Source organism: Pseudoalteromonas sp. APC 3691, assembly GCF_030408135.1.
In the GTDB taxonomy this organism is placed as follows: domain Bacteria; phylum Pseudomonadota; class Gammaproteobacteria; order Enterobacterales; family Alteromonadaceae; genus Pseudoalteromonas.
Map to the genome: position 1 here is coordinate 18119 of NZ_JASDCB010000047.1, position 15407 is coordinate 33525.

General features: G+C 39.1%; 12 protein-coding genes and 2 pseudogenes. 5 read left to right on the top strand and 9 right to left on the bottom strand.

Going from position 1 to position 15407, the window contains the following annotated elements:
• Positions 1-47: 47 nt before the first annotated feature.
• Positions 48-2624, bottom strand: a complete 2577-nt coding sequence (locus QL998_RS14400; protein ID WP_290192939.1) for a glycoside hydrolase family 3 N-terminal domain-containing protein — start codon at positions 2622-2624, stop codon at positions 48-50.
• 239 nt (positions 2625-2863) lie between these two features.
• Between QL998_RS14400 and QL998_RS14405 the strand changes: the two genes are divergently transcribed.
• From QL998_RS14405 to QL998_RS14415, 3 genes are all read left to right on the top strand, one after another.
• Positions 2864-4192, top strand: a complete 1329-nt coding sequence (locus QL998_RS14405) for a GH1 family beta-glucosidase (RefSeq protein ID WP_290192940.1) — start codon at positions 2864-2866, stop codon at positions 4190-4192.
• Between the two features lie 32 nt (positions 4193-4224).
• A complete protein-coding gene (locus QL998_RS14410) occupies positions 4225-5751 on the top strand; it encodes an MFS transporter (RefSeq protein WP_165742816.1) in 1527 nt (508 codons plus the stop codon).
• 76 nt (positions 5752-5827) lie between these two features.
• Complete coding sequence (locus QL998_RS14415) at positions 5828-6829, top strand: LacI family DNA-binding transcriptional regulator (protein WP_002961833.1); 1002 nt, start codon at positions 5828-5830, stop codon at positions 6827-6829.
• A 30-nt stretch (positions 6830-6859) separates the two neighbouring features.
• Here QL998_RS14415 and QL998_RS14420 read toward each other — a convergent pair.
• Positions 6860-7012: pseudogene (locus QL998_RS14420) on the bottom strand (LysR family transcriptional regulator); the annotation flags it as partial.
• Between the two features lie 224 nt (positions 7013-7236).
• Between QL998_RS14420 and QL998_RS14425 the strand changes: the two are divergent.
• Positions 7237-8406: an MFS transporter gene (locus QL998_RS14425; protein ID WP_290192941.1), complete on the top strand. Its 1170-nt coding sequence runs from the start codon at positions 7237-7239 to the stop codon at positions 8404-8406.
• Between the two features lie 74 nt (positions 8407-8480).
• Here the strand turns inward: QL998_RS14425 and QL998_RS14430 are convergent.
• From QL998_RS14430 to QL998_RS14455, 6 genes and pseudogenes are all read right to left on the bottom strand, one after another.
• Positions 8481-8997: pseudogene (locus tag QL998_RS14430) on the bottom strand (M23 family metallopeptidase).
• A gap of 92 nt (positions 8998-9089) precedes the next feature.
• Positions 9090-9356, bottom strand: a complete 267-nt coding sequence (locus QL998_RS14435; RefSeq protein ID WP_165742813.1) for a YrhK family protein — start codon at positions 9354-9356, stop codon at positions 9090-9092.
• Between the two features lie 151 nt (positions 9357-9507).
• Positions 9508-10848 carry an SPFH domain-containing protein gene (locus QL998_RS14440; protein ID WP_290192942.1) on the bottom strand — a complete coding sequence of 447 codons (1341 nt, stop codon included), beginning with the start codon at positions 10846-10848 and terminating at the stop codon, positions 9508-9510.
• Positions 10841-11179 (bottom strand): hypothetical protein, encoded by a 339-nt coding sequence (locus QL998_RS14445; protein WP_024595217.1) that lies wholly within the window; start codon positions 11177-11179, stop codon positions 10841-10843. Before QL998_RS14445 ends, QL998_RS14440 begins: the two co-directional genes overlap by 8 nt.
• 235 nt (positions 11180-11414) lie before the next feature.
• Positions 11415-11996, bottom strand: a complete 582-nt coding sequence (locus QL998_RS14450) for a hypothetical protein (RefSeq protein ID WP_290192943.1) — start codon at positions 11994-11996, stop codon at positions 11415-11417.
• A 401-nt stretch (positions 11997-12397) separates the two neighbouring features.
• Complete coding sequence (locus QL998_RS14455) at positions 12398-12805, bottom strand: hypothetical protein (protein ID WP_182197206.1); 408 nt, start codon at positions 12803-12805, stop codon at positions 12398-12400.
• A gap of 379 nt (positions 12806-13184) precedes the next feature.
• Between QL998_RS14455 and QL998_RS14460 the strand changes: the two genes are divergently transcribed.
• The gene (locus QL998_RS14460) at positions 13185-13733 is read left to right on the top strand and encodes a hypothetical protein (protein WP_182197997.1); all 549 of its coding nucleotides are present in this window, start codon (positions 13185-13187) and stop codon (positions 13731-13733) included.
• A gap of 105 nt (positions 13734-13838) precedes the next feature.
• Here the strand turns inward: QL998_RS14460 and QL998_RS14465 are convergent, their stop codons facing one another.
• On the bottom strand, positions 13839-15089 hold the full coding sequence (locus tag QL998_RS14465) for a sodium:proton antiporter (protein ID WP_002963249.1): 1251 nt from the start codon (positions 15087-15089) through the stop codon (positions 13839-13841).
• Positions 15090-15407: the final 318 nt, after the last annotated feature.

Here is a 15407-nt window from a genome sequence, read left to right on the forward strand (position 1 = left end):
CCTTATTACTAAGAGCTTTGGGTACACACAACAACTTTTACGTTTTATTATTCACACTTAACCACAGCGCTTTTAGCGCCTTGTGGTTCAAAGCTAATATCTGCAACTGAAACGCTAAGCTCTCCTGCCGTTTTAATAATAAAAGGGCTGGTTACTCTGGCAAAATCAACGCCCTTCTTAGCAAAACACGTTAAATCTATACTCATGGTTTGCCATGTATTTAAATCAGCATTTTCAAGATCACGGGTAATATCAAGCTCGCCGCCACAGCCTTGTTCGCACTTCATTGCAAGGTATGCTTGCGAGCTAGGTATTTGGTTTACTTTATAGCTAAAGCTAAGGGCGGAATTTGCTTCAATGTAGGCCACTTTGTCTTCGGTAAAGTTACTATTAATTTCGATGTAGCTGGCTGCAGTGCCATCAAAATTAAATTGCATCGCATCTTCTTGAATCGCTTTGTCTTCAGTGCGATAAGTAATGCTACCAAGCTTTACACTGTTACTTGCTACTTGGTGCTGCTCGCTGTTTGAATTTAAAAACAAACGCCACGGTGTTTTAAAGCTGCCATTAAATATAGACAGTGGCGCAAGGTTACTAATATCAACACCTGAGTCTTCATTTAGATTATTGCTAAGCGTACTTTCATCTTTATACGTTAAGCCAAAGCCATAGGGTAATAATGGCGAGTAATCAGCATCGCCCTTATTTACTGCGGTTTGTAGTGGCGATTTAGGCCACGAGAACGACAATTTACCTTTAAAGTCATACTGTATCTTCCCATTTGCATCCGATAATAAAACATCAGCAATGCCTTGCCCTTCAGTGCCAGGAAGCCATGCTGCTACAAATGCGTCTGACGCGTTTAGCTCGCTGTTAATCCACATTGGTCTGCCTGATATAAACACCGACACCACCGCAATACCTTGCTGCTTTAATGTTTTTAATATTTTAAGAGAGCGTTTATTGTTACGTTCAAACTCAAGGTTGTCTTTATCGCCATGTCCCTCTGCGTATGGTTCTTCACCAAATACAACAATGGCTACATCGGGTTTTGTATTAAACTCACCCGCTGGGCTTAAAATAGCGTTACCGCCAGCAGCTTCTATTTGCGTTTTTAGCCCCGCATAAATAGACGTTGCTCCGGGAAAATCTGCATTTTGATTATTAGTTCCCTGCCACGTAATACTCCAACCGCCCGATTGCTTGCCTATGTTATCGGCCGCATCGCCTGCTATAAGTATGTTGCTTGATGGGTTAAGCGGTAATAAATGGTTGTTGTTTTTAAGCAGTACTAGCGACTCTTGTACCGCTTGGCGGGCAATATCGCGATGTGCTGGCGCACCTATTAGTTCTAATTTACCTGAATATTTTCGATTTGCGGGACTTGGTTTATCAAATAAACCTGCACGTAATTTAACGCGTAAAATACGTGCTACGGCGTCATCTATTCGCGCCATTGTTATTGTGCCCGCTTTTACTTGTTTAATTGTATTTTCATAAAGTGGTTTCCAAGCACCCGTTGGCACCATAAAAATATCAAGCCCCGCATTAACAGCCTGCGGGCAACTTTCATTTGTACAGCCTGCAACTTGTCCGTGTCCGTTCCAATCTCCTACAACAAAGCCATCAAAACCCATTTTTGTTTTTAATACATCGGTAAGTAAGTATTTATTGCCGTGATTTTTTTTACCATTCCAGCTATTAAACGATGCCATAACCGACTGACTACCTGCGGTTAAGCCACCTATATAACCTTGCGCATGAATATTATATAACACCTCTTCGCTATCAATGTTATCGCCTTGATCGTCACCATCTACTGTGCCGCCATCGCCTAAAAAGTGCTTAACGGTACTAATTACGCGTTTATCACTTAAAAAGTCTTCATCGGCTCTGCCTTGCAATCCGTTTACAATTGCGGCTGAATATTCACGTACAATTGCAGGGTCTTCTGAGTAGCCTTCGTACGTTCTGCCCCATCGGTCGTCGCGCACTACAGCAACTGTTGGTGCAAATACCCAATCTATGCCTGTTGCCATTACTTCTACTGCCGTAGCTGCTGCAATTTGCTCAATTAATGCGGGGTTATTAGCAGCACCTAAACCAATATTGTGCGGAAATAATGTCGCGCCAATCACATTATTATGACCATGTACCGCATCAGTGCCCCACATAGTTGGAATTTTACTGCCATCAATTGAGTCATCAACCGATGCTTGATACATACTCTCAGCAAGTGTTATCCAATCTGCAGGCGTTGCATGCTTATTAGCATTTGGGAACGAGCCACCGCCATTTAAATACGAACCAAAACCGTATTTGCGCATATCTTCAACACTAATATCGCGAATTTCAGGTTGGATCATTTGCGCTACTTTTTGCTCAAGCGTCATTGTTTTTAAATACTGTGCAATTGTATTTTCAATTTCGGGCGTTTTCACTACCTTGCTTTTAAGCGTTGGCCAAAGTGATAAATCACCTTGCTCATGCTCAGCCTTTTTGGCTACGGCGCCTTGGCTATTATTTGCGTTAATCTCTTGTTTATTACACCCACTTAAAACGCACAGTCCTCCTATTAAAATGGGGAGCATGTGTAACCTGTTAGTGTTTAAGCTTTTTTTCATATTTATAGCCCTGTGTTGTGTCAGTGTGATTTTGTGAGCGCCCATTTGTTATTTAAATTTAACTATTGACCTGTTTAACAATAGCCACTAACCTAAATATGGAAGCGCTTCCTTAAAGTTATTAAATACCATACTTAGTGATTAATCAAATTAAATATGGAAGCGCTTCCAATAATGAATTTAATATACGCTCTATACAAAGCAAACTTTACCAAAAAAGAAGCAGAGGTTTTCTCTTAATGAAACAATTATCTTTACCTAGTGGCTCACCACTTTTAGCCAAAAATTTTACTTATGGTGTAGCTACGGCCTCATTTCAAATTGAAGGCGGCGCAGCTGATCGCTTGCCATGTATTTGGGATACCTTTTGCAGTAAAGAAGGCAAAATAGTCGATAATTCAAATGGCGATGTAGCCTGCGAGCACTACACTCGCTGGAAAGAAGATATAAACTTAATTGAATCATTAGGTGTGGACGCTTATAGACTTTCGATTTCGTGGCCGCGCGTAATGACTAAAAGCGGTCACTTAAACCCGACAGGCGTTAAGTTTTATACCGACATTTTAGATGAATTAAAACGTCGTAACATTAAAGCTTTTGTAACGCTGTATCACTGGGATTTACCACAACATATTGAAGATGAAGGCGGTTGGCTAAACCGTAACACCGCTTACGAGTTTGCGCATTACACAGATTTAATTACAAAAGCTTTTGGGGAACGTGTGCACTCTTACGCCACCTTAAATGAACCGTTTTGCAGCTCTTATTTAGGTTACGAAATTGGCGTACATGCGCCTGGCATTGTAGGTCGTGAATTTGGTCGTAAAGCCGCGCACCACTTATTACTGGGTCACGGTTTAGCTATGCAAGTACTTGCTAAAAATAGCCCAAATACGCTAAACGGTATTGTACTTAACTTTACGCCTTGTTACTCAGTTACCCAAAGTGAAGACGATTTAAAAGCCACTGCATTTGCTGATGACTATATAAACCAATGGTACATGCAGCCTGTAATGCAAGGTAAATACCCTGATATTATTAAGCAATTACCTAAAGCCCACCACCCTGATATTTTAGATGGCGACATGGAAATAATTGCTCAACCGCTAGATTACCTAGGGGTTAACTTTTATACCCGCATGCATTATCAAGCAAGCGATTCCGACTTTTACCATGAGCTGCCACATAAAGCACCAATGACTGATATAGGCTGGGAAATTTACCCTAAAGCGCTTACAGAATTACTTGTATTGTTAAACGAAAAATACACCCTACCACCTATTTATATTACCGAAAACGGCGCAGCCATGGCTGACGAATTTAAAGACGGTGAAGTAAAAGATAACGACCGTATTGAATATTACCACGAGCATTTAAATGCCCTGCATAACGCAACCGAGCAAGGCGTAAAAGTAGATGGTTACTTTGCGTGGAGCCTAATGGATAACTTTGAATGGGCTGAAGGATATTTAAAACGTTTTGGAATAGTACACGTAGACTACAACACACAAAAACGAACTGTTAAAGCCAGCGGTAAAGCGTACAGTAACCTAATAACTAGCCGATAATTTATCGGCTTATAACAATAAGAACACACACTGTGAACAAACTCCCTTTATACGAAAAAGTCGGTTACGCCATGGGCGATGCCGGCGCTAACTTAGTATGGCGCGGCGCGCTTGCTTATTTAGCGGTGTTTTACACCGATACATTTGGCATATCGGCAGCCGCCGCTGCCATGTTGTTTTTGGTGGTAAGGCTATCAGATGGCGTAACCGATATTATTATGGGTATGATTGCCGATAGAACGCAGTCGCGCTTTGGTAAATTTCGCCCGTGGATACTCTACTCGGCACCGTTTTTGGGCTTGTTTATGGTGTTGTGTTTTACTACACCCGACTTTAGCACCACCAATAAACTTATTTATGCTTACGTAACTTACATAGGTTTAACGCTTGCTTACACCGTAAGTAACGTGCCCTACTCGGCACTTATGGGCGTAATGACACCAGACGATACAGAGCGTACAAAACTCTCTGGTTTTAGGTTTGCAGGTGCGTTTACTGGTGGCTTATTGGTTATGGGTTTTTTACCTGAGCTAGTGGCATTTTTTGGTGGCGGCGACAACACCAAAGGCTATCAGCTTACTATGTACTTATTTGCCAGCTTACTTATTATTTTAATGATTATAACGTTTGCGACCACCAAAGAGCGTGTAACACCGCATGCCTCAAATGAAGGGAATTTAAAATCAGAGTTATTTGATTTAACCAAAAGCCTGCCATTTATAATCCTACCTTTGCTTGCTACCACCCTGTTTTTTTATTACCGCGATTTATACAGCGGCGTATTTTTTGCCCTTGTTATGGCTGCAATGACATTCGTTATTAAAAAATTGCTCAGTAAAGATAAGCAAAGCTTAACGGGATCACAGCGCGACATGGTTGATCTTCTGACCAACAAACCTTGGTTGGTGTTACTCGGCATTGGTTTTTTAACCATGATGTTTAATGGCATAAAATACGGTGTAATTGCGTACTACTTTAAGTATCACGTAGCCAATGAACTCATGGCTGGGCAATACTTTATCGCTTTATTGGTTGTATCTATATTTGGCGCACTTGCCACAGGTAAACTGGCCGAAATTATGGGTAAACGAAACCTATTTATTGCATCATTAATGCTAAGCGGCATACTCACTACTGCATTTTACTGGGTGCCTAGCGATAACCTGGTTGCTGTATTTACCTTTGGTTGCGCTGCTGAATTTTTTGCCGCGATGATGCCAACATTATTTTTTAGTATGCTTGGTGATTCAGCCGATTATTCAGAGTGGAAAAACAAACGCCGCGCTACAGGCTTAATTTATTCAGCGGGTACATTTGTGCAAAAAACCGGTGGTGGTTTTGCCGGTGCATTAGTATTGGTGGTACTTGCAGGCTACGGCTATAACGGTATGGATGAGCTAACAATTACACAAGCCTTACCTGGCATGCAGCTACTTATGAGCTGGATACCTGCCGCATTTGCTTTTTTAGGCGCCGCATTGATGCTTATTTATCCACTAACCTCAGCGATGACGCAAAAAATAACAGAAGACTTAGCAATTAGACGCAGTAATGTGTAAATTAACTTTTAATGGCCCTTCGCACTTTATATTTTTTATAAAGTGCGAGTAAAAATACATATAAGCTAGGACATCAATGGCGACAATTTATCAAGTATCAGAAATGGCAGGCGTGTCTTTATCAACTGTTTCAAGGGTACTTAACGACAACGACTACGTAAGCAAAAAAACTAAAAAAAAGGTATTAGAAGCAATGAAAGAGCTAGGCTATCAGCCAAGTTCTATTGCTCGCTCTTTGGCGTCTAGCACTACAAACAGCGTCGGTATTTTAGTTTCTGAGTTGGATGGTCCGTTTTTTGGTCAAATGATGTCAGCCATTGAAGAGCACCTTCGTATTGCGGGTAAACACGTTATTATTACCCCTGGGCACAGTGACGAGAAAAAAGAAAAAAGCGGCTTTGAGTTTTTAATAGGCCGTAATTGCGACGCTATTATTGCCCACGTAGAAGCGGTATCAAACGAGTATCTAATTGAGTTAAGTAAAGGCAAAACCCCTATTTACTTAATGAGCCGCTACGTTAAAGAAATTGAAGAAAACTGCATTAGCCTCGACAACGTAATGGGCGGCTACTTAGCCACTAAAGCTATGATCAACAAAGGTCATAAAAACATTGCGTACATAGCAGGCCCGCAGTTTAAAGAAGACGCGTCAAATCGTTTAAAAGGCCACAAAAAAGCCCTAGCAGAATACAATCTAACCTTTGACGAAAACCTATTTTACATAGGCGACTTTAAAGAAACCGGCGGCAGCGACGGCTTAAGGCATTTTATTCAAAATAAAGCGCAAATAACCGCCCTTGTATGTGCCAATGACGAAATGGCATCGGGCGCTATGAAATACGCCCGCGAACACGGTTTTAACCTACCAAAAGATTTAGCCATTATTGGGTTCGATAACGTAATTTTTACCAATTACCTCTACCCAACGCTGACTACAATAGATAACCCAGTTCCCGAAATGGGCCGAGCTGCGGCTAACTTAGTACTTAAAGACATTTATAAAAAAAGCGGCATAACAGTAAAGCACGTGTTTCAGCCAAAGCTTATTTTAAGAGACTCAACACCGGATATTAATTAACTTTAAACCTAGTTTAAATCTAGTTTAAATCTAGTTTAAATCTAAATTATGTAACTCGTTACGCACCCACTGCGTATCCAAATATTGCTCTACGTGCTGCTGCGCAAACTTTAAAAAGTGACGTGCAGCATGCGACATGTGCCTGTCTGCTTGCATTACAAAAAACCTATTCAGACATAAATGCTCACAAATATAAAACAATATCTACATAAAAACACTACAATAAAAAGTATAATAGATCCGATAATTTACCAAAAAGATCGTTTTAAAGTTTATTTATATTGTTTAATAAAATATCACTTTACTTATTTTTAATTTGGCTCTAAATTCGCGCAAATTTTATTATTAAAGTAACCTCTCAAACTCTAAAGCAGTGGTTATTTACCTTGATGAGTCGATAAACACACATGGCCGAATCAGCCGCCACAAGCACCTCTAACAACCCTTTAGCACCCGTTATCGGGCTGTCATTTTTTGCTATTGCATCAGGCTTTTTAATGAGCCTTATTCCGCTGTCGTTACCTGCATTTAAACTTGATGAAAACCTAGCGCCTTGGCTTGCGAGCATTTTTTACTTTGGCTTACTTATTGGCGCCACCACAATAGAGCGCATTGTGGTAAAAATTGGTCATCGATTCGCATTTATATTATTTTTAAGCTTATTAATTGTAAGTGTGCTTGCACAACTTGCACTGCCAAATACCGTTAACTGGTTAATTGCAAGGTTTGTAGCAGGTGTTGCTGTTGCCGGTGTGTTTGTCGTTGTTGAGTCTTGGTTATTAATGACCAATACAGCAAAGTCGCGGGCTAAACGTTTGGGTTTATACATGACCTCACTTTATGGGGGCAGCGCCGTAGGTCAACTTGCTATAGGGCCGCTTGGCACCGAAGGTTCAACGCCTTATTTATTTGTAGCCTCATTATTTTTTTTAGCTATTTTGGCGCCTTTATTAATAACTAAAGGTCAGCCCGAAAAACAGCACCTTGAAAAACTACCACTAAAAGAAATAAAAACATTAAGCCACCCAGCTATGCTCGGATGCTTAGCATCGGGCTTATTACTGGGCCCTATTTACGGCTTAATGCCGGTTTATATTGCAGCACAAGCTGATCAAGCTCAGTACACTGGAACACTTATGGCGGTTATTATTTTAGGCGGCATGGTCGTGCAGCCGCTTGTGAGTTACTTATCTACTCGGCTTGAAAAAAGCTTATTGATGGGTATGTTTTGTTTAGCAGGCGCAGCCGGTGCTGTGGGTATACTACAAGCAAACACTTTAGCAGGATTAATAGTAAGCTACTTAATACTAGGCGCATGCAGCTTTGCACTTTACCCGATTGCTATAACACTTGCGTGCGACTCATTGCCAATGGCAAAAATAGTATCGGCAACTGAGGTAATGCTTTTGAGTTACAGTATTGGTTCGGTATTTGGTCCTATGCTTGCTGCAAATTTATCTGATGCACCCAATGGTATTGTGTTTTATTTAGCAGGCTGTTTAATCACGACCTGTATTTATATGTTTATTAAAAGCATTAAAAATATTCGCGCGGGTAAAACACCTGTTGCAGGCTAATTTTTAGCTTAAATACACGCTTGCTTATTAACTAATTCTAGCTGTTAAACATCTTGATTTAACAGCTAAAACTATTATTTAGCAGTGAGTTTTTTATGTGGGCTCAAAAAAAACATCTTTTTCCACCCTTGGTTTTGCGTTGTAAAAAGCCACGGCATGGGCACTAACGATAAAATAGAATAATGCACATGAGGCTGTTTTCCTGCGGCATTTCCGGTATCGCCCAGTAAGCCAATTTGACTGTTTATGCTTACTACATCACCTGTACTTACCGAGTAGTTATTTAAATGTGCAAAATAATGCACGCGCCATTTAGGCCCAAGCACCGCAACCACCTTACCACCACGAGTTAACTCACCTGCAAATATAACAATACCGCTTGTTGAGGCAACTACGGGAGTATTTTTTGTGCCAAAAATATCAATTCCTTTGTGCACACCCGACCTACCCCAAGGCTCGTACCAAAACGTGTTATGGTTCCAATCTTTACTTGTGGCACCTTGTACCGGAATCATTATTTTTTTCGGGAATTAGTAAGCCTATAATTAATAAAGTAGCTATTCCAATTGCAATCCACTTAAGTACTTTCACTTTTTCTATCCTTGATATTTAAATAACTTATACTGGTAAATTATTAGCCATAATAACTGAACTCATCATGAGTCGTATTTATGGTGCTTTATTTATGAAGTTTTATTTGAATGAAATACCCGACTAACATGTACTAAGCTGATCAATTTCAAAATAGGTTTTATAAGCAATTGAGCACTGCCCGCTATAAACAGCCATGTGCCACTTTCTATTAGTGAGTCATTTAAAAAGAAAAAACTGCCAATTAAAAACCAAACAGCAATCAAAAAATCGTTAAACGCTCCCAGCGCTTCATATCGTCGCTGGATGGTAATATGCTCTTGTCCTAAATCTAAAATAAACTGATTACTGGGGTCCATAAGTACTGCTCACTCTTTTATTTCATAATTTAAAAAGCTTGTTTTCACAAGCTAAGCCGCACCATACAATAACAAAATTTACGCAATAAAAAACGCTGGCCAATGCGAATCAGCCAACGTTTTATTGTTTGTGCAATACTTAACTAATCGTTTATTTTTTCTCTTTTTCTAAACGCTTTTTAAGACTTAATGCAGCATCGGCGGCTAATAAACGCATGAATTCAGAGCCATTACTTTGCTCGCCTTGGCCTGCGCCTATTACAATTTCAGGCACTAAACGGCTATTACCTAAGCTTGTAAATAAAGCGCTTTGAATTTTAACTTCTGCTTTTAGTGTTTCATCAAATACATACTTTGGATCAAGTGCAGCAGACTTAGCTCTTAAACGAGCCTCAGCTAAAACGTCCATACCTAATGCTTCTAAACGTTGTTGCTTTAGAATCTCTTCTTGCTCTTTTGCAAGCTCCGCTTTTACAGCCACTCGTTGCTGTGCAGAAATAATGGCATTTGCCTTAATCCGTTCAGCATCAATTTGCTCTTTTATTTTTAGCTTTTCAGATTCAGCACGCTGCTTAGCAATTGCTTGTTCACCTAAAGCCACTTCAGTACGCGCTTGTTGCTCTGCTTTTTTAAGGTTTTGACGCGCTAGCGCTTCATCAGCAGCAGCTTGCTTTTGGGCTTCAAGGCGAGCATTTACTTTGCTTTCGTAGTCAATATCAATAATGCTGGCATCTACTACTGTAATACCGTAAGCGCCTAAAATAGGTGCGTTACGCAGTGTATTACCCTCATCATCCATTTTAATATTAATAGTGACACGTTGCTGTTTACTTAAATTACCTAAGTCGTCAGATTTATCGCGCTCACCCGTACTAATAATTTGTTCAGTAACAAAAATACCGTTGGTTAATTGATCAGCAAAATCTTGGCTTAATTGACCATTACCACCAGAGTAATGTTGCTCTACCGACATCATTCGCGCCGACGCTTTTACATTTTCGGTGGTTGCACGCATTAATAAATTAGATATTAATGTTTCTTGTGAACCAAACTCTTCGTGTATTTTAAGTAAACCACGTAGAGCACCCGACTCTGCTGCAGGTACATTGCCTGGCAATCTAAAACGAGAAACACCTCGTGCGCCACCTGTTGTGGTATCTAAAAATCGAATCGGAATTAACGGCACAATTGCACTTGCTGTTGCACCGGCATCGCCCGTAAAGTTAATCGAAATTACTTTTTTATAAGCGGATGTACTACCAAACGCTTTTAAGTAAGGGCCTGCTTGATTTATTACGGTTAAGTTACCTGTAAAAGCCGATTGATGTACTAAACGCTCATCTGCTTCATTCCACGAAACAACTTGCGATGTAAGGGTTGCTATCACTACCAATACAACAATAATTGATGACACTATAATTACATTACGACGACCAAATCGACTCATAAATGAGTCATTTTTTACTGCTGGGACTGCTTTTTCGCTATCCATTTTTATTACTCTCCATGTTTAATTTCTTTTTAACAAAGTAAATAATTTCCTGTTCACTCAAATGTGCGCAAAAGCTACCAGAGCGATGTAACTCAACAAATGTTGCAAGGATTTCTTCTTTACCTTTAGCTGTTTTATCTTGGTTTTCTTGTGTTTGATTTTTTTCTGTTAGTTGAGTGATTAGTTCATCAACTATCGTGTCTTTATCAAACAGTACGTTGTATTCCTTGGATTTTCTTACCCGACTTTTATGTACGTTGCTGTAAATTACATAAAGTGCAACGCATAAAATAATAACAAGTAAACTTAACCCTATAATATAAAAAATCATAAGCTTTACTTAAATTAGTTTAAATACTTAATGAGCAATAACAATTGTAAGTATTACTTAACAAATGTTAACCCAGTAATTTTACAGTAAACCCGAGTAAAAAACAGATTAAAAATAAAGTTCATCAGGTATACAGTTATAACCGCACATAAAAGTAAGCTTTTTCAAACAAAAAGTGCCAGTCAGTTATTAACTGACTGGCACTAAGCTAATATTAATTAAAGTGCTTTTTACATTATTCGCATTGCACCCAATCAACACCATTTTCACTGCATTCATGCAGCATTGTTCCATCTTCTCGGCGGGTATCTCTAAACCATTGCCCTTCAATTGTTTTAATAATACGTACGTTGTCTGTGGTTTTGTATTTACGCCAAAAGCTAGCATCAATAGATGTTTCGTCATCAAACTCATAGGGCATAGCAGCGAGTACGGTCACTAAATCTTGAGTTTCTAAGTCAGCAGCTTTGTCTTTAACATTTACCCAATCAGATAATGTTTGAAAGTCGGCATTTTCCTCTCTAAAGGCAAAGTCAGTTTGGTAAAACGATCCTGACTCAGTATAGCTAATGCTAAAACCTCGCTCGAACGGTGTATCTAAATTAGCACTAACGCATTCATCTGCTGTAGGAAAGTTAACCGATGGGCTAGTATTAGCAACGCCATAAAGCACATTGCTTTGCTCAAAACTAACATTCTCAATGCTAGAGCATCGGTAAGTACGATCGGCGTTAATGTAAACATCGTCTCTAACTGTTAATTTTCCATTTAACGATTCTTCGCCCCAAGGCGTATCTGTTGAATCCAATCGAGACAAAATAACGTCAATTTTGTCGAGTTCGTCTGTATTATGAAGCTTTACTTGCTCATAAATAAGTTCAGCGCCTGCAAAAATAACTTTATCGCGGTACCATGCATTTTCAAACCCATACTCTGCATCTTTTGCTTTACCACAAACGATAAAAACAAACCTAATAAGTGAATAAATCTAACCTATAGACTTTAGTCTAACACCTGTAAAAATACTTAGTAATTACAATTAGTTAAAATCCATGAAAACAACTAAACAATATATATAAAAATACAGTTTTTTATTTTTTAATAGCAAAATACAAAGTTAATAAACACGAAAAAGCCGATGTTGGGGTTTAATCCAACATCGGCTTTTTTACTCTCGCTATTTTATATTATGCTTTAGTAAGCACTTTATAAAAGACCTTATAGAGATAATTCTTCTTTAGCGCGAGTTAAGTTGTGCGATACCATTGAGCTGTTAGACAATTTTGATGCTTCGTATAAATCAGCAAGTGCAGCTGTATCGTTATGCGCTTTTAAACGTGCAACACCACGGTTGCTTAATGCGAATGACGTAAGTTGGCGTACTTTAAATTTAGGGCCATCTGCGTCTTTTAAAAGTGCGATTGCTTTAGTACAAATTGCTTCAGCCTCAGCGTAGTTTTTTGACTTAACATTCAGTGCGCAGCTATTAAATGATTGCTCAAGTGGCTGTGGCGCTGTTGCAGTTTCAATAACCATTAATTTGTAATCACTTTGATCAGCCATTGCAGCAGCTGAACATGTTAATAGTGAGCTAAGAGCGATAGTTTTGATAAGTGTAAGTTTCATGGTCATATTCCTGATTAGTTAAGCCGTGCTTGTTGCCGACAACTGAACTTTAGAGAATTACCACAACCCCGACAAACGATTAAAACAAACCTAATAAGTGAGAAAAATTAACCTATAGACCTTAGTCTAATACGTTTAAGTTTTTTCTATATATTTAAATAACTTACGAACTAATAATCGTGCCTAAAATCGCTACTTTACGTTTTAAAATGTATATAATTATTTATGCTTATTTTTAGTTGGTTTTATTTTAAACACCTTGCTTTGGCATAGCTGAATAACAATCAAACAAATTTATACATTTAATTACATGCAATACTAAGTCATGTATTTATAATTACAGCTCTGGTAACTTTTCATCATTAATGGGTTAACTTTTTTGAAACACATACTTCCTCTTTTTGCTTTATTAAGCACGCTTTTATCATTTAGCCAAAATGCTAACGCAAGGCTTTTGCTCGGTAATGACATGCCTAACACCGGTATGTTTATAAAATCAGAATTTAATGGCGATAGCAGCATTACATCTGCAGGTGTAGAAATGATGGTTAAGCAAAATTACAGTAACTTTGGTGTTGTTTTTACCAGCGCAATTGGCGCGGCAGTAATCAATAATAAACAAGGCGAGCAAGAAGAATTTATAACGTGGGACAACGGCATGAAGCTTGGTTATTTTAATGACTTTTTTATATACGCCGAGCTTGGCTTAGATCTGTTCGAACTCGCCTTTAAAAACGATAGAGGCGATAACACCTACCAAATAGAAAAATCGAACAACGACATAGACGGTTACGCAGGTATAGGTGCGGGTTATCACTTTAAGCCATTTAAAATAGAAGTATTTACCCGTGCGCGCCAAATAGATGGCGACTACTGGGAAGCACAAGAACATATTTACAGCGGTGTGCAGCTCAGCTTTACGTTTTAATTGCCCTTTTGTTTTATAAGAAAAATAAAAAGCGTGTGAAATGCAGCTATTTCACACGCTTTTTAAAGAATTATATTTAACAGGTTTGATCTAACCGATTTATATTTAACGGATAGTTTTGGCTACTTTACCAATACTCAAACCCTGAATTAAAATAGAAAACACCACAACCGCATAAGTAAGAGCCAACAAAATATCGCGCTCGTTCCCATCAGGTAATTGCAATACCAATGCAACCGAAATACCACCGCGCAAGCCACCCCAGGTTAAAACTTTCCACGCACCAGATGGCAACTCTAATTGCTTATTAAATGTAGTGGTTGTTATACCCACAACAATTAAACGTGCCATTAACGCTATTAAAATTGTTAAGCCACCAGCAATAAACAAATTACTCGAAAATGCAATCATGACGACTTCAAGCCCTATGAGTACAAATAAAATGGCATTTAAAATTTCGTCAATCAGCTCCCAAAATAAATCAACGTAATGGCGTGTTTTGTCGCTCATAGCCATACTGCGACCATGATTGCCCACCATTAGCCCCATCATTACCATTGCAAGTGGGCCCGACAAATGCCAATGGCTTGCAAGTGCATAACCACCAATAACGCCCGCTAAAGTAAGTAGTACTTCTTCTTGGTAACTATCAATACTTTTAAGTAAGTAATATAAAATACCACCTAATACCAAACCAAAAACAATACCACCACCCGCTTCAACCGCCAGCGTGTGCGCTACATAATAAGTTGTAGGAATATCACCACTTGATAAAACACCCAATAAAAGCACAAAAATAACCACGCCAATACCATCGTTAAACAACGATTCACCCGCAATCACGGTTTCAATACTTTTAGGCGCCCCCGCAGATTGTAAAATTCCCATTACCGCAATCGGATCAGTTGGCGAAATTAATGCGCCAAACAGTAAACACCAAATAAACGCTAAATCAAAACCAAGCAAAGGAAGTACTAAATAAAGCGCACCAGCAATAATAACCGTAGATAGCAACGTACCAACGCAGGCCAAAATACCTATTGGCAATTTATAGCGCCTTAAATCGCTAACATTTACATGCAGCGCCCCAGCAAAAAGCAGCATAGAAAGCATGCCATCAAGCAAAACTTCAGTAAAATCTAACTGATCGAGCAAGCTCACTTCGTAATCTATAAGATCATCAAACCCTAAAAAGCCCAAAAATATAGCGCCGATAGATAAAAGCATCGAAATAACCATAACGCCAATGGTTGTCGGCAAGCCAATAAAGCGATGGTTTACATAGGTGAGTAACGCGGTAATTGATAAAAATATCGCACTTATTTCAAGTACGCTTAGGCTGGTTCCTGGTGCCATGGTTTAAATCTCAATATTTATTTAATGATGCCTTGCTCTAAATAAGCAAAGCAGAAGGGTTATTATTTTTATACGGTTATCTCGCATTATATTCGTGTAGCCTAAACAAGCATACCCAAAATATTAATTATAAATACACACCCTACTCTGTTAACGTATTTAAAGTATTAACTCACGCGTTAAATAAAACAATCGAGTAGGGTGAGGCTTTTGCCTCATCCCTCTCACAGAACCGTACGTACGGGCCTCGTATACGGCTCCTGTATTCTTCTATCCCTTCGGCTTATTTTCTAAACGCCGATTGAGCAAGCCATCCTG